The 24647-nt window shown below is 59.0% G+C and carries 21 protein-coding genes; 2 read left to right on the forward strand and 19 right to left on the reverse strand.

The window, feature by feature from the left end; genetic code table 11:
- Window positions 1–152 precede the first annotated feature (152 nt).
- From RUH75_RS09765 to RUH75_RS09835, 15 genes are all read right to left on the reverse strand, one after another.
- Window positions 153–1763 carry a bifunctional 3-(3-hydroxy-phenyl)propionate/3-hydroxycinnamic acid hydroxylase gene (locus RUH75_RS09765; protein ID WP_313805188.1) on the reverse strand — a complete coding sequence of 537 codons (1611 nt, stop codon included), beginning with the start codon at window positions 1761–1763 and terminating at the stop codon, window positions 153–155.
- Window positions 1764–1791: 28 nt separating this feature from the next.
- The gene (locus tag RUH75_RS09770; RefSeq protein ID WP_313805191.1) at window positions 1792–2970 is read right to left on the reverse strand and encodes a cytochrome P450; all 1179 of its coding nucleotides are present in this window, start codon (window positions 2968–2970) and stop codon (window positions 1792–1794) included.
- 2 nt (window positions 2971–2972) lie between these two features.
- Complete coding sequence (locus RUH75_RS09775) at window positions 2973–3947, reverse strand: fumarylacetoacetate hydrolase family protein (RefSeq protein WP_313805194.1); 975 nt, start codon at window positions 3945–3947, stop codon at window positions 2973–2975.
- The gene (locus tag RUH75_RS09780; protein ID WP_313805197.1) at window positions 3947–4951 is read right to left on the reverse strand and encodes an amidohydrolase family protein; all 1005 of its coding nucleotides are present in this window, start codon (window positions 4949–4951) and stop codon (window positions 3947–3949) included. The genes RUH75_RS09775 and RUH75_RS09780 overlap by 1 nt, the downstream gene beginning before the upstream one ends.
- Window positions 4952–4968: 17 nt before the next feature.
- On the reverse strand, window positions 4969–5913 hold the full coding sequence (locus RUH75_RS09785; protein WP_313805200.1) for a VOC family protein: 945 nt from the start codon (window positions 5911–5913) through the stop codon (window positions 4969–4971).
- Window positions 5910–6623, reverse strand: coding sequence for a dienelactone hydrolase family protein (locus tag RUH75_RS09790; protein ID WP_313805203.1), 714 nt, complete (start codon window positions 6621–6623; stop codon window positions 5910–5912). The genes RUH75_RS09785 and RUH75_RS09790 overlap by 4 nt, the downstream gene beginning before the upstream one ends.
- A complete protein-coding gene (locus tag RUH75_RS09795) occupies window positions 6620–7411 on the reverse strand; it encodes a crotonase/enoyl-CoA hydratase family protein (RefSeq protein WP_313805206.1) in 792 nt (263 codons plus the stop codon). Before RUH75_RS09795 ends, RUH75_RS09790 begins: the two co-directional genes overlap by 4 nt.
- A 238-nt stretch (window positions 7412–7649) precedes the next feature.
- Window positions 7650–8165 carry an aromatic-ring-hydroxylating dioxygenase subunit beta gene (locus RUH75_RS09800; protein ID WP_313805209.1) on the reverse strand — a complete coding sequence of 172 codons (516 nt, stop codon included), beginning with the start codon at window positions 8163–8165 and terminating at the stop codon, window positions 7650–7652.
- Complete coding sequence (locus RUH75_RS09805) at window positions 8159–9511, reverse strand: aromatic ring-hydroxylating oxygenase subunit alpha (protein WP_313805212.1); 1353 nt, start codon at window positions 9509–9511, stop codon at window positions 8159–8161. Before RUH75_RS09805 ends, RUH75_RS09800 begins: the two co-directional genes overlap by 7 nt.
- Window positions 9508–10533, reverse strand: a complete 1026-nt coding sequence (locus RUH75_RS09810; RefSeq protein WP_313805215.1) for an NAD(P)-dependent oxidoreductase — start codon at window positions 10531–10533, stop codon at window positions 9508–9510. Before RUH75_RS09810 ends, RUH75_RS09805 begins: the two co-directional genes overlap by 4 nt.
- The gene (locus RUH75_RS09815; protein WP_313805218.1) at window positions 10530–11750 is read right to left on the reverse strand and encodes an alpha-hydroxy acid oxidase; all 1221 of its coding nucleotides are present in this window, start codon (window positions 11748–11750) and stop codon (window positions 10530–10532) included. Before RUH75_RS09815 ends, RUH75_RS09810 begins: the two co-directional genes overlap by 4 nt.
- A complete protein-coding gene (locus tag RUH75_RS09820) occupies window positions 11750–12946 on the reverse strand; it encodes a M24 family metallopeptidase (protein ID WP_313805221.1) in 1197 nt (398 codons plus the stop codon). The genes RUH75_RS09815 and RUH75_RS09820 overlap by 1 nt, the downstream gene beginning before the upstream one ends.
- Entirely contained in the window at window positions 12943–14340 is a 1398-nt protein-coding gene (locus RUH75_RS09825) for an MFS transporter (protein ID WP_313805224.1), read from the reverse strand. The genes RUH75_RS09820 and RUH75_RS09825 overlap by 4 nt, the downstream gene beginning before the upstream one ends.
- 57 nt (window positions 14341–14397) lie before the next feature.
- Complete coding sequence (locus RUH75_RS09830) at window positions 14398–16599, reverse strand: TonB-dependent receptor domain-containing protein (RefSeq protein ID WP_313805227.1); 2202 nt, start codon at window positions 16597–16599, stop codon at window positions 14398–14400.
- A 331-nt stretch (window positions 16600–16930) separates the two neighbouring features.
- Window positions 16931–17881, reverse strand: a complete 951-nt coding sequence (locus RUH75_RS09835) for an amidohydrolase family protein (RefSeq protein WP_313805230.1) — start codon at window positions 17879–17881, stop codon at window positions 16931–16933.
- Between the two features lie 429 nt (window positions 17882–18310).
- Between RUH75_RS09835 and RUH75_RS09840 the strand changes: the two genes are divergently transcribed.
- Both RUH75_RS09840 and RUH75_RS09845 read left to right on the forward strand, forming a co-directional pair.
- Window positions 18311–19258 (forward strand): LysR substrate-binding domain-containing protein, encoded by a 948-nt coding sequence (locus tag RUH75_RS09840; RefSeq protein ID WP_313805233.1) that lies wholly within the window; start codon window positions 18311–18313, stop codon window positions 19256–19258.
- A gap of 80 nt (window positions 19259–19338) precedes the next feature.
- Window positions 19339–19743 (forward strand): RidA family protein, encoded by a 405-nt coding sequence (locus tag RUH75_RS09845; RefSeq protein WP_313805235.1) that lies wholly within the window; start codon window positions 19339–19341, stop codon window positions 19741–19743.
- A gap of 160 nt (window positions 19744–19903) precedes the next feature.
- Here the strand turns inward: RUH75_RS09845 and RUH75_RS09850 are convergent, their stop codons facing one another.
- The 4 genes from RUH75_RS09850 to RUH75_RS09865 form a co-directional block, all read right to left on the reverse strand.
- Entirely contained in the window at window positions 19904–20641 is a 738-nt protein-coding gene (locus RUH75_RS09850; protein WP_313805237.1) for an SDR family NAD(P)-dependent oxidoreductase, read from the reverse strand.
- Window positions 20641–21786, reverse strand: coding sequence for a sulfotransferase (locus RUH75_RS09855; protein WP_313805239.1), 1146 nt, complete (start codon window positions 21784–21786; stop codon window positions 20641–20643). The genes RUH75_RS09850 and RUH75_RS09855 overlap by 1 nt, the downstream gene beginning before the upstream one ends.
- A complete protein-coding gene (locus tag RUH75_RS09860) occupies window positions 21783–22988 on the reverse strand; it encodes a hypothetical protein (RefSeq protein WP_313805242.1) in 1206 nt (401 codons plus the stop codon). The genes RUH75_RS09855 and RUH75_RS09860 overlap by 4 nt, the downstream gene beginning before the upstream one ends.
- A gap of 330 nt (window positions 22989–23318) precedes the next feature.
- Window positions 23319–24173 (reverse strand): helix-turn-helix domain-containing protein, encoded by an 855-nt coding sequence (locus RUH75_RS09865; RefSeq protein WP_313805245.1) that lies wholly within the window; start codon window positions 24171–24173, stop codon window positions 23319–23321.
- Window positions 24174–24647 lie beyond the last annotated feature (474 nt).

The following is a 24647-nucleotide window of genomic DNA, read 5'->3' on the forward strand; positions in this document are numbered from 1 at the left end:
TGACCCTTTCCCCCCGCAGGGAAAGCATTGATGGCAAGCATTGGCGATCGAACCAGACAAGTGGACCGGCGGGTCATCTCCCGATCGAGCCGAGGAGGGCTATATGCTGGCGGCTTCGTGAACAACGACCAAAGCCGAACTACCCAACGCGGCTAGGCGACCGCTTCTGCCAGGTTGATTTCTCCTCCTGGCAGCAAGCTCATGGATTTGAAGACTGCATCGATTGAATGGCGGAACTGATCGTCCCGTCCAGCCGCCGCAACATAACGATCTGGGCGTATCAAAATGGCGTCAACCTGCCATTCATCGAACCAGGCTTCATAGAAGCCCTCTATATCCTCCGCATCACATGGAGCGCCCGGAGGAGCGAGAATGATTTTCCTTACGCCTAATTTTGCAAGTTGAGCCACCTGGAATGGATTCAATGATGCGGCAGGATCCTGCTCATAACCGAGCAATAACCATCCCTGCCCTGCCAGCGCATCCAACCGGTCCGCCCGTCCGGCAATCCGGGCCATTCCCTGTCGCGACAGCTGCCCAGCGCCGACATCTCCTTCCACCCAGACGCCACGACCCAGGGACGGGTGGGGAACGGGCGGCGGCGCCAGGCTGGGGTCTTCCACCACCGCTTTCATCATGCCGTCGCGCGCGGCGGCCTCTTCCGGATCGAGGACGCAGACCGCCTTGCCGATGTCGATGGAGAAATCCACGAAGTAACGCACATGCGCCTTACGCTCTTCGACATAGCTGTCCAGCAGCGCCAGCGCGCTTTCCCCGCGAAGGACCATATCCATCCGCCAGGCCAGCGAAGCGGCGTCGCGCAGTCCGGCGCACATCCCCTGCCCTGCGAAAGGCGGCATGAGATGCGCGGCGTCCCCGGCTATCAGGACTCGCTCCTTGCGCCATTCCTCCGCCCATTTCGCCTGGAAACGCCATACCGTGTGCCGTTCCAATATGGCCTCTTCCGGCGATATCCAGGGTTCCAGCAATTGCCATGCGGCCGCTTCGCTGTTCAGGGCTTCCGGTGCTTCGCCGGGCAGGACCATGAATTCCCACCTGCGCCGACCGGGTCCGGCGGGCATCAGCGTTGTCGGTCGCTTCGGATCGCAAATCTGGAGCACCGACGATTCCAGCTCCATCTCCGCATGGGGTCGAATATCGACGATCAGCCAGTCGAAATGGAAACCCAGATCGGTGATCGGCAAACCGGCCGCTCCCCGAACAAAGCTGTTGGCGCCATCGGCGCCGACCAGATAGGTGGCACGGAACTGATGCTCCGCCCGGCCATCCGAACAGGTCAGGCGCACTTCGTCGCCGTCCTGTTCCAGTCCAATCGCCTCCATCCCGCGGACCACGGAGACGTTGGGATAGGCCCCCAGCATCGTTTCGAAGCGCGCCTCCAGGTCCGGCTGGTTGAAGAAATAGTGGCAATGCCAACCCGCGTCGGTTCTACCGGTCCAGTCGAACGCGCCAATGCGCTCATTCTCCGCATTGACCAGATAATACCATTCGTTGACGAATTCGATGGCGCCGTCATTATCGGGATCAATGCCGATATCGGCCAGCACGCGCGCGATTTCGTCGTCAAATGCGACGGCGCGGGGCAAGGGATAGGCGGAAGGGTGACGTTCCACCACCGTCACCCGATGCCCCAGCCTGCCAAGATAGAGCGCCAGCAATTTCCCCGTGGGACCGGCTCCCACGATCAGAACATCGCTGGGTTGGTTGGCAAGGGCATGATTTGAATAAAGGCTGTCAGTCATCACTGGACCAATCTTTTGCAGGACGGGATCAGATTTCCACTTCGATGGGAAGCGAATGGAAACCACGAAGAATATTGCTCATCAGCCGTTCGGGCGCTCCCAGATGGAAGCGCTTCACGCGCGAGGCGAGCGCCCGCAGGACGCAGGTGACTTCCAGCTGCGCCAGATGCATGCCCGCACAGATATGCGCACCGTTTCCGAAGCCCAGATGATCGTTCACGCCCTCCCGTTCGATGTCGAATCGTTCGGGATTGGTCCATTTGCGCTCATCCCGATTGGCCGATGCATAGAGCATGGCGACACAGGCGCCCGCGGGTATCGTCACGCCGTCAACCTCCACATCCTCGGCCGCAAAGCGCGAGAAGGTGCGGATCGGCGATTCCAACCGCACGACCTCCGCAATGGCGCGCGACATCAGGGCGGGTCTGGCGCGCAGAAGGTCCCATTGTTCGGAGAATTGCGCGAACAGCCAGATCGCGCTGCTCATCGCGCTGACCGTGGTGTCAAGGCTGGGCGCGACATAGTCGATGAGCAGGCTGACACATTGCTGCGCCGTGATCTCGCCGGCTTTGGCGGCATCGAAAATGCGCGTGCTCCAGCTTCCCGGCAACAGCCGCTCGGGAAGATCGGGCGATGCGACGAAATCATGCATCTCGAAATTGTCGGGCATCGCCGCCAGCGTGCGCGGTTTGTCGGCAGGACCGATCGCATCGAAGGTGGCAAGGCCCCATTCCCGCATCCGTTCCCGCCCGTCCTCCGGCAGACCGACCAGCCGGGTGACGACCGTGGAGGGCAGATGCCAGGCAAGGTCCAGCACCGCATCGAAGGATCGGCCTTCGACCAGGCGCGCCACCAACGCCTCCGCTTCCTCCGTCAACCCTTCGGCAAGAGCACGGACAGCCGCCGGATAAAGCGGCGGCGCAATGATGCCCCGCAACTTATCATGCAGGTCGCCATCGCTCGCCAGCAACGTGCCGCGAATATGCTGATTGGCCTCGGCATTGAAGAACACGCCCTCGCCCGAAACGAAGCGTTTTCCGTCACGCAGCGCCGCCCGCACGTCCCTGTAGCGTCCCAGCGCATAGACTTGGTGGCGCGGCAGCCAGACCGCCGGTCCGGCGTCGCGAATGGCCGCATAATTTTCATAAGGATCAAGTATCGATTCTTCGGTGAACAGATCGATGTCCAGCACGGGTGCATCAGCCAAGATCATTTCCCCTCTTCCGCGGCAACGATGCGATTTTGCAGTCGCCCGACACCGTGCACTTCCGTTTCCATGATATCGCCGGCAGAAAGAAATTCACCCGTCGCCTGGCCCACGCCGCCAACGGTGCCGGTGACGAATATATCCCCCGGCTCCACCGTCATGAAACGCGTCGCAAATTCGATCTGCTCTTCCGCCGAGAAGATCATCTCGGCCGTGCTGCCGTCCTGTTTCGTCACGCCGTTCACTTTCAGCGTGATCCGAAGCTTGCCGGCATCCCCCACATATTCTCGCGGCACGAACAGCGGGCCGATTGGTTCGAAGCCGTCATGCGATTTCGACGCGAGCCAGTCGGTCCTGAAATTCTTCCGGTCGTCTCGCCAGAGCATATCGCGACAGGTGACGTCGTTCGCGACCATGAAGCCCGCGACGTGATCCATCGCCCGGTCTGCCTTGATCTCACGGCCGCGCCGCCCGATCACGACGGCCAGTTCGGCTTCCCAGTCGATCTGGTGCACACCCTCCGGCAACCGGATGTCATCATATGGCCCGGTCAGCGCGCTGGCCGCCTTCAGGAACAGATAGGGACTTGCACCCTTTTTTTCACCGGTGAAGCGGGCTGAAGGATCGGTGCCGTTGGCGGTGTTATAAGCAGCCATTTCAGCGACATGCTCGCTATAGTTCGCCGCCGAATGGAGGATCTTGCCCGGCTTGCGAAGCGGCGGCAGATACCGTACGCCATCCGGCGCGACCTCCCCGATATTGCCCTGCTCGGCATGCGCGAAGCGAGCCAGTTCCTCAAGGCGAGGGAAATTCTCCTCCCATCGATCGAGCAGATCATGGAGCGTTGCGCCCATCAGGAACTGACCTTCTCCCTTTCGCGCGGCCGACTGAAGCGCCCGAAGGTCGAAAATCCGGTCCGCCACGACAAGCCCGGTGAATATCCGGTCGTTCCCGGCGAATGTCCCCAGCGCGAACATCAGGCCAGCCTCAACAATCGGCGGGCATTTTCGAACAATATCCTGTCGCGTTCGCCATCGTCGATCGCCAGCGATCCGACCGCGTCGATCGCGCCGCTCATCAGCTTGCGTCCCCCTTTGTAATCGAACGGAGCGTCGGAGGCGAACAGCAGATGATCGCTACCGAAAAATGCGTGGCCACAGGCCGCCGCCGCGCGCGAACCGTTGATCGCCGTATCGGCATAGAGCATGCGATAATAATCCAGCAGTGGTCGCTTGAGTCCCGCGCGGACCGCCAATGGATTGACCCCTTCTCTGCCTTCGAAAATCTGGTTGAACCCCAGGCCGACCTTTTCGGAGAAATAGGGGATCATGCCGCCCATATGATGGGTGATGATCTTGAGCGTCGGAAGCTTGTCGAAAATGCCCGAGAAGATCAGGCGCGTCACTGCCGCGCTGGTTTCATAGGGCCAACCAAAGGTGAACCAGATTTCGTCCGCCGACGCCTCTTCCGTGCCGTAGTCAGCGAAATTCGGGCCGCGCATCGGATGTATCCAGACCGGCAGGTCATGGCGGGCCATCGTCTCGAACAGCGGGAAGAATGCCGGATCGCTGAGCGGCCTGCCAAGCACGTTGGTATAAATCTGAATGCCACGGGCACCCAGTTCCGTCACCGCGCGGTCGGCCTCCGCGACGGCGGCGCGCGGGTTGTTCATCGGCAGATTGGCGATGAAGCCCGGGAAACGATCTGGATGCGCGCGACATACCCCGGCCAGGGCATCATTGGCGAAACGGGCCAGCGCGGGTGTTTCGTCAGGCGTGCCCAGCAATTCGATCGGCGGATTGGATAGCGAAAGAATTTGCTGATAATCGGAATATTCCTCCATCAGCGCCAACCGGCTTTCGATGTTCCACAGCTCAGGCAGCTTTTCGAAGATTTTCAGGCCGAAATTGTCGGGCAATATCTGCTGAAACTTGCGGAACACCGGCTCCGGAAGATAGTGACAGAAAATATCCAGTCTCATTGCGATTCCCCGTTCATTTATATCGAGCTGTGGTTGACGAACGCCTCAGGCGCATCGTCGCCCCATTGGGAGGAAAATCCGACCTCCACCGGATGGGAACCCTGCGGGTAACTGGCATTGAACAGATCGGTGTCCGTCCAATGCTCGTGGATTCTTCCCCACGGGTCCTGCCAATAATCGAATATCTGACTGCCCAGAAAATGGCGTCCTACGCCCCAGGCGTGACGATAACTGTTCAGTTCCTGCAAATATTGATGGCCGGCGACGACATCATCGAAATCCTGTACCTCGAAGGAAACATGGTTGAGGCCGTTACGCTTTTGCTGGACGACGAACAGGACGTGATGATCCACGAAGTCGTCGCCGCGATCCACCCTGTTGAAAGAACCGATCACATGGTCTGGCTCCCCCGCCCAGACATCGTCGGTGCCCAGCATGCCCAGCGTTTCACGATACCAGGCCACTGTCCGCGGCAGATCGGTCGCGTGCAGAACCACATGCCCGATCCGCTTGACGCACGACGGCGCCATCACATGCCGGTATTCACGACCGAGCCGCGTCGCGCCATGTGCTCCAAGATTCAACGGCGGCCGTTCCACCGCCTGCGGCGCCAGGGCCGCGACGCCGGAGAGAATCTCGATCTGGAAGCCCAGCGGATCGGTCAGCCGCACGCGTTTTCCGCCGCCCGGCTCATCCACGCTTTCAATGCCTTCCCTGCCGGCCAGAGCGATCAGATCGGCTTCATCGCGCGCCATGTAGCCGAAGCCGACCACCTTCGGTTCGCCCAGTTCCGTGATGTGCAGATGATGGCCGCCATCGGTCCCCCGCATATAGAGGGCCGTCGGCGTCCGTTCGACTTTCGTCATGCCGAAATGGGTCAGAAACGCCTCCGCCTCGTCAAGATCGGGCGACCGCAGGCGGACGAAGGCGAGTTCCGGAATTTTGACAATAGCTTCGGTCATGCAGCTTCCACCTTTGCAAGGTGCCGGTCGAAAAACGAAAGCGTCAATGCGAACGCCTCGTCCGCCTCTACCTTGCGATAGGTCAGGCCGCCATGTCGCGCAAAGGCGTGGTCCGCTTCGGGATATTGGTGGATGGACACAAGTGGATTGGGCGACAGTCGTCGAACAAGCAGATCGTTTACTTCCCGCTGAACCCAACGATCCTTCATTGCCATGTGGAGCAGGAAGGGACGGTGAAGATTGCCTGCTTCCCGAATTTCATGTTCGATATAGGTGCCATAATAGGCCACCGCGCATGCAATGTCCGTCCGGCAGCACATCATATAGCAAAGCTTGCCGCCCAGACAGTATCCGACCGCGCCCACGCTGAGGTCAAGGCCGCCGAACTCCTTCAGCCACGCCTCGCAATCCTTCATGTCGCGCACGCCAAGATCGTAATCGAATCCATAATAAAGGTCGAAAGCATGTTCCACGTCGGCAGGGTCCCGATCCGACAGCTCGACGCCCGGCTCCTGCCGCCAGAACAGGTCGGGCACCAGGCAGACATAGCCCTGTTCTGCAAACTCCCTGGCATGTTCGCGCATCGTATCGTTGACGCCCCAAATCTCCATGATGGCGATCACCGCTCCCTTGGGAGCACTGTTGGGCTGGGCCAGCCAGCCGGACATCTTGCCGTCGCGAAGCTGAATTTCGACAGGGCCTTCCTTCATTGTCCGCCTCCCAACCGGCTAACGGCTTCCCTCAGCCGGTTTTCATGATCCTTGGTCGCATGCGCCAGCGCCTGAAATGAAGCCGACAGTTCCAATATGCTTTCCAGCCGCGTGGTCTGGGCTTCCCGCAGCAGACGCTTCGCCATACGCAGAGCCTGCGGCGGATTCTGTGCAATGTCCCGCGCGAGCGCCTTTGCCCGGTCCATCAGTCCGACATCGAGCGTCACTTCCGACACCAGCCCGCATGCCTGCGCCTCGGCCGGGCCAATGGTCCGCCCGGTGAAGGTCAGTTCGGCGGCCTTCGAAATGCCGACGATCCGCTGGAGGAGAAAGGCGCCTCCATCGCCCGGAATGATGCCCAGCTTGACGAAACTCTCCGCAAATCTGGCGCTTTCGCCGGCAATGCGGATGTCGCACAGGCAGGCAAGGTCAAGGCCCGCACCGATCGCCGGCCCGTTGACGGCAGCGATCAGCGGCACTTCCAGATCAAAAAGCGCCCGGGGAATGCGATGGATTCCATGCTTGTAATGGTAACGGTCATCGACTGCCTCCAGCGCCGGATCGTCAATCCTGCACAGCATCGCCTTGATATCGCCGCCCGCGCAAAAGGCCTTGCCCGCGCCCGTCAGAATGACGCACCGGATGCGCGGGTCCAGTTCCGCCGCCCGGCAGGCCGCCTCGATCGAGGCATATTGCCCGTCATCCGACAACGCGTTGCGGCTTTGCGGGGCATTCAGGGTGAAGATGGCGATGCCGTCATCCACTTCCACTTGGACGAAGTCGGTCATATCACGCCCTTTCCTGCCAGAGCTTCGATTGCGGCGGACCGACCAGCAGCGGGGCCGATCGGGATTCGACCGAAGACAACATCACCCTCCCTCATATCTTGCGTTGCATCCTGTCTAGGACCGGCCGAATGATAATCAAAATCGCCGTTACCTATCCCGATAAAAGGAAAATCTTATAATTCATCCGGCTTTCCAGGCGGCGCCATGACCCATCGACAGGTCCGAAGACCGTCGCTGTTCAAACGCAATAAAAGTCCGCCATCGTCGGTAGATAGTCATTTTTCAGAACGACCTTCTTCCGAGCGATCTTCCACTCGCGCTGCAATTGGAGATCATGCTCATAATGCCCGAAGAAGGTTTCCATCACATGGGCGAGCGGAAAATAGACATGGCTGACCCATGCCGTGCGCAGCCGCATGAAATCGGATCGTGGATCTTCCAGAAACTGGGTGCCGGACAGTAGATGACTGGTCCGCTGCAACGGGCGGGACGCCGCCGCGCGGCCAGACCGGATGCGCATGATCCGTTCCTGGAAACCGGCATGCCCGACCACATGGATGTGCGAAACTTCATTACCCGGATCTTCTGTCAGGGTTCCGCACCGGCGCCATGTCGGCATCCAGAAAACCGAATCCGGCGTGTAGAGCGCAAGCCATTCATCCCATAGCGCATCGTCGAGAAGCGCCGCTTCCCTCAATATGATCCTCCTCCCTTCCTCCAGAAGGAGACGGGAATCGATTTCGTTCTTCAGCATGACGCCGCGCTCCTCAGGTCCTGTTCGACGCCCTTGTCAATCATCGTCGACCATGCGCGGTAGGGCTGCTGCATAAGCACTTCCACAAAGGCGCCCATGGGTCCGATGGTCGTCGTGGCGGGATGCAGCCCCACCTCCTCCGACAAGGCGTTGCCGCCGAAGATGAAGTCCCTCGTGCCGCGCGAATAGCCTTGCAGCCAGGGCAGCCCCACAGAACCCATGCCCTGCTGGCAATGTTCGTACACTACCGAGTCATCTGGCGTCGCCAATCCGCTGGGATTGAAGAAATCCTCATATTGACGCAGACGCCAGTTGCGCATCGCGGGCTCTTCATCCACCGGCGCCAGGCAGAAAGCGGTCATTTCCGTCAAGCCAACGCCGATCGGCCGGAAAATGCGGATCATCAGGCTCTGGGAATCCTGAATCTGCATGTTGGGAAAGAGATAATAGTTCCGGCCGCGCCGCATCCAGTCGGCCTTGACATCCCCCACTCGCGGTCGCGCTCGTTCCGCCGCGATATAATCGGGGCGCCCTTCCGTGTCACCTTCGTCCACCCATAGGACGGTGTGCCCATGATCGAAGGTCAGCGATCCCTGCTGAAGATTTTCACGCTTGCGCCAACTGACTTCGCGCACCGCCACATTGCCTTCCCCGCGTGCGCGCCGATCCATCACATCGATAAAGGTCGAATGGGCCGTGTTGAGATGGTAGGAATCCATGCCATTTTCCATCTGCAACTTCCAGTTGGCGCGATAGGTATAGACTGTCGATCCGGGAAGATATCGCAGTCCGCCGGGATAACGATCCACGATCAAATCCAGGAAAAAACGCATGTCGCCCAGGAAATCCGACAAGGGCGGAACATCGGCCGAAAGGCTGCCGAAAACGAAGCCACGATAGGCTTCCACTTTGGGCAGAGCGATCAGATTGTGATCCAGATTGCGAAACCTGTCCGTATAGCCCGCAGCGGACGCGTCACGGATCGACCGCAACTTGCCCCCCGCATCATAGCTCCAGGCATGATAGGGACAGACATGAAGCGGCGTATTGCCCTGTTGCTCGACGCAGACGAGCGCCCCCTTATGGCGGCAGGCGTTCAGGAAAGCATTGACCCGTCCCTGTTTGTCGCGCGTAACCAGAATGGGCGTATTGCCGATATGGGTCGTGATAAAATCATTTGGTCGCCCGACTTCGCTTTCAAGCGTCAGGAAACTCCATGTCGATCTGAAGATGTGACGCTGTTCGAGGTCAAATATGCCTGGATCGGTGAAGACATCGGGATGAACGGAAAAGGTTCCGTTGACCGCTTCATCACGTATGTAATCGGAAGCGCGGGGGAATCTCATTTTTTCGTTCCTTGATGAGGGAAATGCGGGCTGGCTGTGTCGTTGCCCTGAACTCCACGCCAACGTGCCCGCCAGGTTTCCAGAATTTCAGGATTGCATATATAGAGCGGCGGCATGCCCCGGAGCACGCGGAGCACGCTTTCGGTCGCGGCTTGCGGCAGGCGCTCGATCGTTTCCGTGGTGTGTCCCACCGAATGCGGGGTCAAGATGGCATGCTCCAGCGAACGCAACGGGCTGTCGCGCGGCAGGGGTTCCACGTCGAACACATCCAGCGCGACATGCGCAAAATGCCCCTCTGCGGCGAGCGAAGCCAAAGCAGCTTCATCGACGATGCCTCCGCGCGACACGACGATCAGACGCGCACCACGTCTCATTTGCCGCATCCGCTCGTCATTGAGCAGCATGCGCGTGGTTTCATTGCGCGGGGCCAGCACGCACAGCAGGTCGCTGGCGCGCAACAATTCCTCCAAGTCGACCTGCCCGACATGCGGATCGACAATCGGACGGCGGGCCGTTGCGATCACGCGAACTCCCCATGGGACGAGACGACGGGATATCTCTCCAGCGATCCGTCCATGCCCGAGAAGCCCGACCACCTTGCCCTTGAGCATTGTCGCCCGGCGGTGCGCGGCACCAAGAAACTCCGCCTGCCTGCCAGGCAGATCATACAGGCTAGCCAGCATCAACATGATCGTCGCCTCGGCCATGCTTTCATAATTTTCGGGTATTTGCCCGTTGCCGACCAGGATATTGAGGCCGCTGGCGGCCGCCACGTCAAATTCTTCCGTCCCGGTAAAGGGCGAGATGACCGCGCGCAAATGAGTTGCTCCCTCCATCGCCGCCCGGCCGACGGGCACCGATCCATCGGCGACCAGCACGGCAGCTTCCCTCAGTGCGCTTGCTTCCGCCAGGAAGTCTGCCTTGTCCCGGAACCGCCTCACGCTGCACCCTGCGTCGATGAGCGCCCGCTCGATGGGATCGGCGATCGCGTCAATCGCGCTTACGATGACGATCTGTTTCATGACCTGCTCAGCACCCCGCAATGCCTGCCCGGCATTCGGTCGCATCCCAAATGGGTAAGGACATTTTCCAATTCCTCGCGCAATATTTCGACCAGCGCAGGCGGCCCGGCCTCAGGTCCCAGGGCGGCGACGGCGTAAAGCCAGGATCGGCCCAGGAATACGAAGTGCGCACCTTCCGCGAAGGCCTTGACCACGTCACTGCCGCGTCGGATGCCGCTGTCCAACATGACTTTCGTGCTCGGCCTCAGGACTTCGCAAATGGCAGGCAGCGCGTCGATGGCGGCGCAAACGCCGTCCAGCTGCCGTCCCCCATGATTGGACACGATGATGCCATCGGCTCCGGCAGCCTCTATCGCCACCGCCTCCTCCGGCGCCAAAACGCCCTTCACGATCAAATTGCCGGGCCATGCAGCCCGGAGCCGATGGAGCGTTGTCCAATCCGCCCGAGGGGCCGAAATAAAGGCGCCTGGCTGCGTGCGCCGGGCCTCGGCCAAGTCCTTGTACGCGCTCATATTCGCCAGTTGCGGACGGCCATGCCGCATGATCGCCGCACTCCAGAAAGGATGGCGCAGAAAGTCGCTCCATTGGCGAAATGAGGGACGAAAATCGGGTTTCAGCCCATGCCGCAAATCCCGGAACCGCCGGGCGGGACGCGCGACATCAACGGTGAACACCAGATTATTCACCCCGGCCGCAGCCGCACGCCTCAGGAGGTCGTCCGTTACCCTGGCATCATCGGCCGCATAGAGTTGAAACCAAAGGTGATCGCCAGCCAGCGCGGCGGCCTGTTCGATGCTGATGCTGGCGGCAGTCGACAGGATGTAGGGAATGCCCAGCTCACCCGCGAGCCTCGCCAGGGCAGCAGCCGCCCCGGGCCACACCAGATCGGCAAGCCCGATCGGCGCGACGCCGAAGGGCAACGGGCATGACGCGCCGAACAGGTCGACGCCGATTGCCGGTGTGGCCGTCCCCTTCAACGGCTGTGGCACGAAGCGCCGGCGCGAAAAGCCATCCTTGTTCCACGCCATGCTCAACTCGTCCTCTGCCCCGCCCTCCAGAAAATCGTAGACGATGCGTGGCAATCGCCTTTCCGCCATCGCCTCAAGATCCGCCACGCACCAGGCAGCCGACTTGCGAGGGGCGCCGGTCGCGCGCATCTTCATAGCCGGGTCGCCCTGCTCATACCTTCGCCATGCCGCAGCGCTGATGATCACCATCAGCCAAGCTCGAACACCTTCTTTTCGGTTGCGTGAAGGCATGTCCCCGGCCCGTCCGCATCGATCACGTAGTTGTCGCAAATATATCCGCAGGCGTGCCGATCGATGAAATGGGGATGGACCGCCATGTTCATTCCGGCCTCGACATGACCCGGTTCGTCGGCGCGCACCAAGGGACTTTCAACCACATCATAGCCTTGGCTATGGGCATAGAGCCGACGCTCCGGCGCCAAGCCATGGCCTTCCAGAAAGCGATCATGCGCATCAGCGATCTCGGCACAAGCCGCCCCTGGCGTCATTCTTGCCAATGTGGCCAACTGCGCCTGCCGCGCGATCTCGAACGCGTCGAGAAGCTTGGATGGGGCCTTGCCGAAAACAATCGTCCGACCGAGTTCCGTATAATAGCCCCCAGGGCCGTTATTTTCGATCAACAATGTGACCGGGTCACCGGGATTTATCGTCCTCATCTGCCAATGATTCAGCCGGAACGGCGCGGGTTCGCCCCGGGGCGCCGAACCGCAGAAGAACACCCCTCCTTCGCTTCCCAGGCGGCGGCCTTCGGCCTGGGCGATCGCGACGATATCGCAATCGCGCATTCCTGGCCGGGCATTCTCCAATACATGCCGGAAAATCTCATCCTGCATGGCGGCCGTCTTGCGGATTTCGAATATCTCGGCGGCACTCTTGATCGCTTTCATCCGGTCGAGATCGTCCGTCATGTCGCTGATCTCGATACCGGGAATATCCGCGATGATGGACACGAACCTGTGCGGCATCCCGCCCATTCCCGCCATGCCGATCCGGCGGCAGTCCCGCCGCCGCAAGGCTGAACTGACCAACTCCCCCTCCGCCCCGTGGAGATAGTGGATCGAACGAAAGGCGGAGGTCTGCAACACTTCACCTACACCCGGATAGTCGGGGTCCGATCCGTCGCCCGTTCTCGACCCGCCCAGCGGCCCATGCTCGATGATGGTCATCAGATCATCGGGATAACATATGATTGCCAGATGATAGGCGTTATAGGCTGGCCGGTCGATCAGCCACCGAACATAGCCGCCCAGAAAATCGTCAGAGCCCAGAATGACGAGGGCATCCAGATTCCGTTCCTTCAGCCGGGCCTGCACAAGTGCCCAGCGCCGGCTGAGTTCGGACATCGGCATGCGCGTAAGCACGCGTTCGTTCATCGTTACGTTCATCTATATGCTCCGCCAAAATCCCGCTCATGATCGCCGTCGCGTCCGTCTGCCGCTCGCTTGAGGTTTTCGCGGGACATGTCCGGTGAGAGGGGTTCGTCCGGGTAGGGCGGAAGCGCCGCCAGGAAGCCGACCGATACCGCCAACAGAATTCCACACCCCAGGAGGCCCATCGTATAGGAACCGCTGGCCTCATGGCTGAGCGCCAATATGGTCGGACCGCTGGTCGCCGTGATCGTGTAGGCGCCAAGGATATAACCGTAGGTTCTGGCGAAAACGGCGGCTCCGAAATAGCGCCGGACGAAATAGGCCGCCAGTTCCATCTCGGCACCCAGTCCCATGCCCAAAAGGACCAGCGCGAACATGCTGAGTGCGGGCGACGCGATGGTCAGCATGACCGCTACGCCCATCAGCGCCGACATGAGCATGGGAATGCCGATCTTGGGCGATTTGACAATGTCCAGCAGCATGCCGGTGCAGAAGCGACCGGTAAGCTGCGCGCCAGCGATAATGGAAATACCCATCGCTGCCCACTGATGGGACAGGCCCTTGGCGGTGAGGATCGGTACGATGCTGATGAGAATGGAATTGACTGCCATGCCGCTGAAACCAATGGTCAACAGGATCAACCAGAAGGTGCGGGAAGCCAGCACATTAACACCCCCTCTTTCGCCCGCCGCAGGGGTCGGGGCCACGTGATTGGCGCCAGCCAGTTCCAAATCCGCCGGCGGCCGAGTGAAAATCCAGGCGAGCGGCAGGCAAACCACCATCGTCATCAGCGCCAATGTCAGTCGGGTCCCTCGCCAACCCTGAGCGCTGATCAGCGCATCGACCAGAATGGGAACCAGTATGCCGCCCAGCGCGGTGCCCGACAATGCGATGGCCAGACGCGATCCTGCCTTGGAACTGGGCGAAAGGAGTACCGCCTTGGAATAGAGCAGGACACCATGCGCGCCTTGAAGAATCCACAAGGCGACGATGAGCAGCATATAAATTGTCAGGGATGAACCGATGGCTCCCAAAGCGGCATAGCACAGGCTGTAGAGGACGATCGCGGGTATCAATATGCGGCGAACCCCCATCGCATCCGCTAGAGAGCCGATGTAGGGCGTCGCCACTGCTGAAATCAGCCCCGCCAAGGCCAGAGGCGCGTAATATTGAGCACCGCTCCAACCAAGGTCCGCTGCCATCGGTCCGAGGAAAAGGCTCTGCGTGAAGACGAGCATGGGCGCGCCGCTGAATATCAGCGCAAGACAACTCGCCACGGCGACAGCCCAGGGCCAATAGTTTGAAGCAGATGCTTTCATGCTGGATCCGGCCCTTCGTGAAAATCCCGTCCTGCCCGACAAACCGGCCCTGCGACCAAGCCAGCGATGGGTGGACTGGCCGGGTACCATGCATCGTTATCCATCATGGATGAAGACGGTTGCGGCATTCCAAGCCAGCCCTGTTCTCTAGATTTTGAATTTGGCCATCAGGCCATAGGTGCGAGGCGGCAGCTGGTTGTGTGCGGCGCTGTTAGGCCGACTTTCCACGCCAAGGCCAAGAATGGCCCTGTTCTCCAGATTTCTCATCCAGAGGCCAAGGCTCCAGGCGTCATCGGGTGCATTATAGGTCAGCGATAAATTGGTAAGCGTATATGCTTTCTGACGCGGGGCGCCCGCCAGACAGCTCGGAATCGGCGGGTAGATGTTGAGCGTCAGGCACTGGTTCACGCCATGCGAAATGGTCGTCCAATAGCCGCTGTTGTAAGAGGTCAGGACATTGGCCGAGAGCCGGCCTCCATTCGAAAATTCCCAATCATGCTGATAATTCAGATTGGCAGTGAGCTTGGGTGCGGCAGACATGGTAAAGCCGCTGAAATCCACCACGAACTGGCCGAGTACCGGATTGTTCTGCGGCACCGTGAAGTCCTTGAATTTAGCCGATTGCGCCGTCATGCCGATCGAAATCGAATCATTGCGTGTGGGCGCGAAGGTTGCATTGGCTTCAAGGCCGTAAATTCTTGACTTGGGAACATTGAAGACCTGGGAAGCGCCAAACGAAGATCCAGAAAACACCAGAACTCCGGTCTGGTAATCCTTGTAATCGTAATAGAACCCTTCGAAGTTCAGCGTGAGGCGATTATCGAACAACCTGTTCTTCCAACCTCCGGTGTAGGACAACAGCTTCACGGCACGCACTTCATCCCCGGGATTGGTCCCGCCTCCACCCACAATATGGAAACCAGGTGCGAGATAGCCGCTCTGCACCGTAGCATAGAAGAGCGAAGAACGACTCAGATCATATTCAACGCCAGCCTTCCAGTCGATCCGATTGCGTTTGATGTCGACAACGAACGGCGTCCTGACGTTGTTGACGAAGATCGCGCATTCTTCCGCCGAACACTCCTTCTTGTCGACACCATAGCGCAATCCCCCGGTCAGCCGCAGGCTTTCGGTAACCGAATATTTGACCTGGGCGTAGGCTGAATAAGATGTATGCAGGGGATCAACGTCGTAATTCCTCGACAAGGCCGTGTTGCGCGCCTCTCCCCACCTTTGACGAAGATAATAGGCACCTACCAGCCATTCGAAATCATCCGTCTTGCCCGAAAGACGCAGTTCCTGAGACAGAATTGACTTGTCGACGCGCGTCGTCTGCTGGATCGCGACCGGCGCGGTAATCGGGCCGCCGCCATCGATCAGCAAACGCCCACGGAGATCGACCTTCTGGTAGCTCGGAATCCAGCTCAGGGTGACGTCATCGGCGACGTCCAGATCGACCTGTCCGGCGATCTGCCAGAAATCCGCCTTGCGTCCACGCGCCTTGTCCGCCGGATCATAGGATAGCTGACCACAGCAGATCGGAAACGGCTGGAAAAATTTCTTCCCTTGGCGGGCGGGGAATAGATAACCGGAATCTCCCAGACCGCCCATGTGGACATAATCGCCCCAGAGCAGCACCGACAAAGCGGGCGATGGCTTCGCTACCAGGGTCAACCGCCCTGCCCGCGAGCGTTCGTCATCCAGACCATTGCTGGAATAGCCGTCGCGGTTCACAAAGTTGCCGGAAGCGCGAAGCTGAACATCGGTACCGATGGGAATGTCCAGCCCCACCTGAACACGCCGATATTCATAATTGCCGACTTCGACCAGACCGTCGGCTGCGAATTCCGTGCCCGGCTTGCGCAGGGAAACGCTGATCACGCCGCCCGCCGCATTGGTGCCGTAAAGCGTGCCCTGCGGCCCTTTCAGCACTTCGACGCGCTCGAGATCAAACAGGGCCGATCCCTGCCTTTCACTGGCAATCACGGCGCCATTGAGAATGACGGCGTTGGCGGGATCGGTATTCGGCGCCGTCTGCGTCACGCCGACACCGCGAATGATAATATGGGAATTGGTCTGCTGCTTGGACATCACGAAGCCGGTGCCCAGCGACTGCAACGACCGGAGATTGGTCACGCCCTGCTTGACCAAAGCCTCGCTCGACAGAACCTGTATGGAAGCAGCCGCACGCTGAAGACTTTCTGACCGCTTCTGCGCCGTCACGACAATGTCCGCGACGCCGACGCCCCGCTCCGTCGGGGAAGACGAAACCTCTCCCTGCGTCTGCGCGGTCGCGGCGGTCGATATCAGCATTCCAACGATGAACGCCGAACCGGATACATACGACATTTTCCTCTCCCCAAAGTTCTGATTGAATTTATCCAAAATAAGCATCGATTATATGGATTATTATTATGCTTTCTGGCTTTTATACTGAAACATGATCAATTTTACTTACGCTCTGAAATGAGCAGAAGGCGCGGATGCATTCTCCTCTGCCTTCGAAGCCATCCTAGACGCGCGCATAAAATAATTAAAATTGCCATTTCCTATAAAAATTAAAGGCAAAACTTATACATGCAGAGGGGAGCGCAGGACAACACATCATGAACGGCTCGCAATCCCACTCCCCGCCATCCTTTGCCGCCCGTTGAGTTCAGGCAAAGTCGCTTTGAACAATTCAGAAAAATTTGAAGCGGGGGAAGAGGATGTTAGCGTTACCATGGGCAATCGCCCCACGCTCGACAGCAGACAAAGTCAGGCTGCGAAAACCGCCAACGCTCAATTCCAGAGGAATATAGGGAACATCGGAACCGAACAATAAACGATCGGGGGACGTCATTTCGCACAGCGCAGCATAACTCGTCGGCACCGCCACCGTCGCAAGATCGAAATGAACATTCCTTATCGCTGCCTTGACACCATCCGGAACCTTTTCCTGCATTTGTGGTAACTGCCGGGCCATTTGATCCCATCGCCCGATCAACATGGGGACAGCGCCTCCGCCATGGGTGAATATGAACCGGATGCCGGGATATCTGGCAAGCGCCCCGCTGAACAACAGATTACCGATGCTCCTCGTCACTTCGAATGGCAGTTCCGTGTGGAAGGCACTGAGGTTCAGCATGGGCGCAGGGATGGCCGGCGGCATGATGGGATGCACGAACACCACAGCCCTTCGCCGGTCGAGTTCTGCGAGCGTCGGCTCATAAAAGGGATCGCCAATACGCTTTCCGCCATAATGGCTGAGCAGCGCGATCCCGTCCGCCTTCATCTTGTCGAAGATATAGGCGATCTCTTCACTCATGTCGCCGCGGCTCATGGAAAGCGCCGCGAAAAGACCCAATCGATGCGGATGCTTCATCATCAATTCGGTCGCCTGTTCGTTCGCCGCGGCGACGAAGGTCCTGGCCGCGGCAGGATCCTCGGGCAAACCGGTCGGCGGAATGACGGATTGGATGGCAACGGCAATGCCATGCGCGTCCATGTCCGCCAGCGCCTGTTCCATGTTCCAGCGTTTCATCATCGCAAGAAACGGCGCCTGATCCGGCAACATGCGCCGACCCTCCATCAATTCGACCAGAGCCGGAACGGTGGGGTGATAATGCACGTCCAGAATAGCTGGCACCACTGCCTTGCCCTTTGGAGACGAATTTCTGGAGTGCAAGACATTCGCGCCGGCAGAAACCGCCAGTGCTGCTCCACCCCGGAGTACCATACGGCGATTCACGCGATGCATTCTTCCCCTCCCCGCGCTCCGACATCGGCCTGCCCGGCGGCATGGCGGGTCGTCATCCAGGCCTTATCCGCTTATCCTATGACAATAGGCACATAACGGAAATCTTGTTTCCTTATTGCAACCGAAAGTCTTCCCTATGACCAGCGAGAAGCGCGCCGGCCGACAGCACAGCTCTCCGGGGTGATTGGAGAGAGCGCATGTCAACCTGATGGCACGGTTCACGGGCAGACAAGATTCGACCTCTTGCTTCGGGCGCCTCGGCGGAGCTACAGAATGGATAAGAAAAATAAGATATTTTGCCAAAACTGAAAGGCAGGAATTATGGAAAGGCCCCGCTCGGCAATCAAGCTTCGGCAGCTCGAATATTTTCTCAGTGCCGCAAAGACGCTGAATTTTTCAAAGGCCGCCGCCGCGCTTTTCATTAGCCAGCCCGCGCTTTCCCAACAGATTGCCGAGTTGGAGGCTGAACTCGGCATTCCCCTTTTCCATCGGAAGGGCCGCCTGATGAGGTTGACCCAGGCCGGAGAACTCTATCGCACGCATGCCGCGAACGCGATCGCAGAGGTCCACGCCGGACAAGTCGCGCTTGCCGAACTGGCCGGCATGACTCGCGGCTATCTTCGCGTCGGCGTCAGTCAATCGCTCATCCACCGGCTGCTGCCTCCGGTGCTGGGGGAGTTTATCGAGCATTATCCGCAGATCGAGGTCGAAGTTCTTGAGCAGGCCCCAGCAGATATCGAGAAAGGATTGGCGGAAGGCACGCTGGATGTCGGACTTGCTTTCGCTCCGGCCATTCTGGAAGACACCGAACTGGAACCGTTGCTGGAAGAACGGCTCGTGCTCGTTATGCGCTCATCAGAAGCATTCGCACGCCGCAAGAGCATTCGCCTGGCAGAGTTGAACGGGAAGCGACTGGTTCGGATGACAGACAATTTCTCGACCCGTCACCTTATCGACCGCTACTTCATGATAGCGAAGGCGATGCCGATCTTCGCCTATGAAACAAATTCGATCGCCGTCATGCGGGGGATCGCCGCTGTGTCGGACGTTATGGCCATCATGCCGGAAGGGGCGGTCAGCAGCGAACATGGCTTGACGGTAGTACCGCTGATCGACCCCACCCCCATTCGCATCACAGCGCTTCTTTGGTCGCGCAACAGTTTCAGGACCTATGCCGCGCGGGCATTTTCCGATATCGTTCGCGCTCGCTTTCCGACCCTCCTGCCATTATCCTTCACCAGCGGTGTTCGAAATACTGGTTTGGAATAATCTCAATGATCTAAGCGGAAATATAATTTTCCTGGCGCGTTGAAAACCTATTGATTCTCAAATCTGGATGAGGAGCGACAATGCCACTGCCCATTGAAAGTATCATGACAAAATCGGCACCGCAGCCGGCAGGACATTATTCACAGGCAACACGTGCAAACGGATTCATTTTTGTCTCAGGCCAGTTGCCGGTCAACGCCGAAGGCGTGCCACAATTTATGATCGGATTTGAAGAACAGGTCGAACTCGCCCTTTCGAATATAAAGGAAATATTGACCGCAGCCAGAACTGATACAGATCACCTTGCGCGGGTTACAGCCTATATTGTCGGAGTCGAGAACTGGCCTAAGTTCAACGCTGTCTATGCAAAATTTTTACCGGAAGTACGGCCTGCCAGAACCGTGGTTCCGGTTACCGAACTTCATCATGGTTGCCTCGTTGAAATCGATGCCATTGCGCTTGAAAGTAGCAATATCGATGAATGAACTCAGTTCAAAGAATATGATTATATTTTAATCGTTTTATTTTTTTAATGCACGCGCACTTTGACGGTTACGACCTTGGCATAACGACCGGTCCGAGCGAGTTGAGCGGGAGGCACATGCCCCCCGTTCAACTCAGGACAGGCTTTTTCCGACCGATATTCTAAAGCGCTTCGCGTCCTCCGGCAATCGTATGGACGCCTCCCGTGATCGAGGGTGCGACATCACTCAGCAGGAAGCAGGCGAGTTCAGCGACCTCTTCAGCCGTCCCGATGCGACCGATCGGGGTAATCGCTTCCTTTTTCGCAATGAGTTCCGCTCCACCCGCTTCAATCATCGGCGTGGCGATTGTGCCGGGGCAGATCACATTGACGCGTATATTGTCCCTTGCATATTCGAGCGCAGTAGTCCGGGTCATCATGATCAGTCCGGCCTTGCTGATCGAATAGGGTGTCGTGCTGAGCGAAGGTTTCACACCGCCGATCGACGCGGTGTTAACGATGGAACCCCCTCCGCTTTCCAGCATCAAAGCGATTGATTGCCGCAGAATAAGGAATGCGCCGCGCAGGTTGATGTCCATCACCTGGTCCCATTCGGCAATGGGCGTTTCGTGCAGGCGGCGCCCACCCAGAGAGATGCCGGCGTTGTTCAACAGCAGATCGAGCCGTCCGAAACGTTCGCGACAAATGGCAAACAGATTATCGACATCCGCTTCGACCGACACGTCGCAGACCACCGGAACGACCTGTTCTCCAAGCTCCGCGGCGAGCCCCTCCTCGTTTCGGCCAGGCCCAACGGCAAGCACGGTGGCGCCTCCCGCCACCAGCTTGCGGGTCACGGCCTCGCCGATCCCCCTGCCAGCCCCAGTAACAATCGCGACTTTACCTTGAAAGTTTGACATCAGGCATATCCATATCGAAGTTGGTAATCAGATAATTCGGCGGCAATGGCTTCCGCGGTCAGGCCGGTATCCTGCAAGCGGTACTCGTGTTTGCCGTGCTTGCCCTGGGGATTGGACGCCAGCCAATCGCGCATGGCCGTGACGGTTTGGGACGTCTGTTCCAGCCCGAACCGTTCATAGATGTCCGTGGTGGCGCCGATTGGGTCCGCCAGTATCCGGTCATATTCGATTTCCACGAACTGGTTGGGGCGGGCCTTCCGGGCCGCCTCCAGCCGTCGCGCGGCGCGTGACCATATGCGAAGGCGATGGGGACCTATCGCATTCTGATCTGACCAAAGCGAACCAGCCGATCGCTGGATCGTGCTTGCACCAGATGCAATGGAAGCAATCGGGTCCCTGTGTGTGATAACGATCCGCGCGTCCGGGAAAACCGTCAGAAGCGCTTCAATGCCCATGGAGTGGCTGGGATTCTTCAACAGCCACGGCAGAGGGCAATCCTTGCCGATGAGGCGAAGATTGTCGGCAAACCGGCGATAGGACGGGACCTCATCCTGTTCAAAGAACCACTTTTCATAGCGAGGCAGCGGCAATGTGGAGATGAACCGCATCGTCACGAAACTTTGAATCATGAGCCGGATGCACTCCTCGGGCAACATCGCCTCGACATTGTGCGCGGCCCTGACGCCGGGGTTGGCCTTGAACTGTTCATCCAGACGCCGGTGTGCCTCCAGATATTCGGGCGCTTGCGACCACTCTTCTCGCGGCGGCCTCGGCCGTGGCGCAGCGGCAATCCAGTTGGGCATCCACTGGAACTGCGGATCCGTGCAAAGAAGCTGGTGAAGGATCGACGTGCCCGTTCGTGGAAGACCGGTGATCACAAGCGGCGGCGCGAGCTTCGTGTCGAGGCATGATGGATAGGCCTTCCATCCCGCTTCCGCATAAAGCCGTCCCGTCAACGCGTCCAGCGCATGGCGCTCGATCGCGTTGGCCAGAGCGGCATTGCCCGGATCATCGTCAAGCGCTTCGAGCACCACCCGAAGGCCCGCGCGATAAGTTGGTTCGCCAAAATCATCATGGCCGACCCGCTCGACGGCCTCGGCATGAAGCTTTTGCTCGCGCTCCTCCACCATCGAACGCCCCGTCATCGCCGGCGCCTTTGCATGGCACATGACCGCGCCCGAACAATCCGTTCACGCTCGTCGGCAGAAACCGTCGGCGTGTCGGCAGGCAGATGATCGCGCAGGTTCTTCAATTTGATCACGCGGGCATCGGGCACGGGAGCGCCGCTCGACCGGGTCCAGCGGCCGATGATTCCGCCGTGACGATAGCCTGCCGTGTCAAGCCAGTTGGGAACAGCTGGGTCCTGGACCGAAATGACCGCACGGAATTTGCCATCCGAATCCAGACGGGCCTGATGTCCGTTGAGACTGGCCTGATGAAACAGCGGATCGATGGCCAGATGCATTTCGTCGGTGACCTGGATGTTAAAATAGCCGCAGCGTTCCGGAATGGTGGTTTCGATCAGCAGGGCCTCGTCATCGGCCAGGTCGAAATTACCATGGTAGATCACCTGACCACCCATGCCGCCGCCCTGCCCTTCGCCGCCAGTCTCCGTCCTGATCCTGCGGTGCAGCTGGTTCGCAGGTCCCAGCGCGCGGACCTGTGCCTTGTAGTTCAGGAACTGCTTTTGATATAGCATCATGTGTTCGGGCAGGCGGGCAAGCAACGCCTGCGTCTCCGCCGCGGTGGGCCGGGGACGCCCAATCGGCGTATCCAGCCGTTCGATCGCCACGCGCGCGTCTCGCTCACCCTCCCAGTCATAGCTGACCTGACGCATCAGTATCGACCCGCTTTCGGGCGGTAGGGGATACCAGTCCGCAACGCCTTCGGGACGCTCCTTGCTGATGACGAAATCGAAACGCCCTTGCGAATCCAGCGTCAGGCTATCTCCATCGATGGAGGCGGTGCGTGCCCCGGACTGCCCCGGATATCCGGGCTGACGCTGACTGAGCTGAAAGTCGAGCATATAAACGGTCCCACGTTCGCCGCTCACGCGATATGTACCGTTGGGATCGAGCCGTGCACTATAGTAAAGCGTATCTGGGTTGATCGCCCCTGAAGGGATGAGTTGTCCGATGAATGGAAGCCATTCCGGAGCCGACACGTCCGAATGAAAGTTCATCCAATATGCCTGAGCGAAGGTCATCGCCAGCACTTTGTTGAATTCTGCCTCGTCGGCCGGCTCGTCCCCCACAAATGCAAAGGAGCGAATGGCTTCGCCCGCTTCAGCAAGTTGCGTGGTCAGCTCCCGCCACTGGTCCGCGGATTTTTCTTGATGCTCTGTCATAATGAGACGTTAGTGCGAGCCGCCTTCCCATTCCACCGGCAACTTAACGACGCCGCAATCATCCACCCGTAGATAGCCTAGATTAAACTATTGAAATTACTATCAATTTCTAACTTTTGAGGTAATCCGCCGCAAGCAGCGCATTTGGCCTGGTTTCGGCATCCAGCCATCGACATGGCTGTGCAGATCATGCCAACGGAAAACTCAATCCGGACGATCCGCTACCTCGCGCGATCTGACGAAGCCTGTCCCGCCTTCCGAGCACCGAAGCGCTCGGTCAACAGAGATGCCGACAGCTCCACGCCATCATCTCATTTTCAGCGCGCCATTTCAGCACTGGGGCATGTACGTCTGAACTATGCCCCGCGCTTCCTCGGCGAACTGCGTCTGATGCCTCTCCTCCACGGAGTCGGGAACGCCAATTATAACAGCAACCTCGCCATGGCTACCGCTGCAAACCGGCGTAACGACATGGAAGGCGCGCCCCTGAAGGCAGCAATGCTTTCCACACGCTGCGGCGCCGGCCCGGCGGCAAAGCGGACCAATGGTACGATAAGCAGCCTCGACGGGATGGACCAGATATCCGCGCTCCCGGACTTGCGATACCGACTCCATAAACGCGTCGGGCCGAACACGTTCCTCACGTGAACTCGTTTCCGCATTGTAGCGGCGCACCAGCGACTGAATGGTCGAGTCGTTCGAATTCGACAGGATAACGCGCCCACTCGCCGATCCGACAAGAGGGGATACATGACCGACATGGAAGCACGGATTCTCGACCTCTTCGCCTCCATCGATATGCACGATAACCAGGCGGGTCTGATTGCGGGAGGTCAGCGTTACCGGAGCACCCGACAGTCTTCGCAACTCTTCCGTCATGCGGAACGGTTCTCCCGCGCCGAAGACGCGAGTCATTGCATTTGCACCCAGAAGTGCGGAGCGCGCGCTCGACCTGTAGATCCGAAGCATCCGGTCATAGGCAAGATAGCCCGCGTCCGACAGCTGGGCCAACAACCGCGACGCACTGGACTGAGGGAAATTCAACGCCCTGACAACATCGCCCACGCGGGCCTCGCCGCCGGAACGGTTAAGGAACTCAAGAACATCCAGCGCCCGTATCTCGGTCTTGATCGTGGAGCCGCTTCTGCGTAACTTGGCGCGGTTCGGCCGCCGACGTGCCACCATTGCCTCTCTCCGGGGAAATTTCTTATATCGGCATAATCTTCTTTCTTTGCCAGTCATTGTCAATGGGCGTGGTGGGCACGGCAGACGAGGCCATTGATGGCAGGGAGAGCGGAAGGGCTTAGCGATCCCGGTCCTGGCGCCTGTCTTGCGGCAGGCGTGGATGAAGGCTTCCATGCTCGGGGAAAAAGCTGGAAACGCCGCGCTCCTGCGCCGGATTTCCGCGCGAAATGGAGCGAAGGCGCCCATCATATCGAGCAGGGAAAACCGGGCAGCATATCGATTCATGGCATCCGTCATCCTTGCAATAATGACCAGCGGAGCGCCCACTTCCTTCGGCCGGATCAATATGGGGGCGGTGCAATGATCACATGGCCGATAGATTCGATTCACTCCTCGCCAGCGCGGGACGACCGATATTAGGGATTGATCGGCTCAACCGTTCACGGTTGGGATATGGTGTTGGGGAGGGGCTGT

The organism is Sphingobium sp. (assembly GCF_032153725.1).
GTDB lineage: Bacteria > Pseudomonadota > Alphaproteobacteria > Sphingomonadales > Sphingomonadaceae > Sphingobium.

Excerpts from the sequence above, each read along its gene's own strand:
- RUH75_RS09840 (WP_313805233.1), top strand. The coding sequence starts at position 18,311 with ATGGAAAGGCCCCGCTCGGCAATCAAGCTTCGGCAGCTCGAATATTTT.
- RUH75_RS09785 (WP_313805200.1), bottom strand. The coding sequence starts at position 5,913 with ATGACCGAAGCTATTGTCAAAATTCCGGAACTCGCCTTCGTCCGCCTG.
- RUH75_RS09800 (WP_313805209.1), bottom strand. The coding sequence starts at position 8,165 with ATGCTGAAGAACGAAATCGATTCCCGTCTCCTTCTGGAGGAAGGGAGG.
- RUH75_RS09765 (WP_313805188.1), bottom strand. The coding sequence starts at position 1,763 with ATGACTGACAGCCTTTATTCAAATCATGCCCTTGCCAACCAACCCAGC.
- RUH75_RS09850 (WP_313805237.1), bottom strand. The coding sequence starts at position 20,641 with ATGTCAAACTTTCAAGGTAAAGTCGCGATTGTTACTGGGGCTGGCAGG.
- RUH75_RS09830 (WP_313805227.1), bottom strand. The coding sequence starts at position 16,599 with ATGTCGTATGTATCCGGTTCGGCGTTCATCGTTGGAATGCTGATATCG.
- RUH75_RS09810 (WP_313805215.1), bottom strand. The coding sequence starts at position 10,533 with ATGAAACAGATCGTCATCGTAAGCGCGATTGACGCGATCGCCGATCCC.
- RUH75_RS09795 (WP_313805206.1), bottom strand. The coding sequence starts at position 7,411 with ATGACCGACTTCGTCCAAGTGGAAGTGGATGACGGCATCGCCATCTTC.
- RUH75_RS09845 (WP_313805235.1), top strand. The coding sequence starts at position 19,339 with ATGCCACTGCCCATTGAAAGTATCATGACAAAATCGGCACCGCAGCCG.
- RUH75_RS09775 (WP_313805194.1), bottom strand. The coding sequence starts at position 3,947 with ATGTTCGCGCTGGGGACATTCGCCGGGAACGACCGGATATTCACCGGG.
- RUH75_RS09860 (WP_313805242.1), bottom strand. The coding sequence starts at position 22,988 with ATGACAGAGCATCAAGAAAAATCCGCGGACCAGTGGCGGGAGCTGACC.
- RUH75_RS09825 (WP_313805224.1), bottom strand. The coding sequence starts at position 14,340 with ATGGTACCCGGCCAGTCCACCCATCGCTGGCTTGGTCGCAGGGCCGGT.
- RUH75_RS09865 (WP_313805245.1), bottom strand. The coding sequence starts at position 24,173 with ATGGTGGCACGTCGGCGGCCGAACCGCGCCAAGTTACGCAGAAGCGGC.
- RUH75_RS09790 (WP_313805203.1), bottom strand. The coding sequence starts at position 6,623 with ATGAAGGAAGGCCCTGTCGAAATTCAGCTTCGCGACGGCAAGATGTCC.
- RUH75_RS09815 (WP_313805218.1), bottom strand. The coding sequence starts at position 11,750 with ATGGTGATCATCAGCGCTGCGGCATGGCGAAGGTATGAGCAGGGCGAC.
- RUH75_RS09855 (WP_313805239.1), bottom strand. The coding sequence starts at position 21,786 with ATGACGGGGCGTTCGATGGTGGAGGAGCGCGAGCAAAAGCTTCATGCC.
- RUH75_RS09780 (WP_313805197.1), bottom strand. The coding sequence starts at position 4,951 with ATGAGACTGGATATTTTCTGTCACTATCTTCCGGAGCCGGTGTTCCGC.
- RUH75_RS09820 (WP_313805221.1), bottom strand. The coding sequence starts at position 12,946 with ATGAACGTAACGATGAACGAACGCGTGCTTACGCGCATGCCGATGTCC.
- RUH75_RS09805 (WP_313805212.1), bottom strand. The coding sequence starts at position 9,511 with ATGAGATTCCCCCGCGCTTCCGATTACATACGTGATGAAGCGGTCAAC.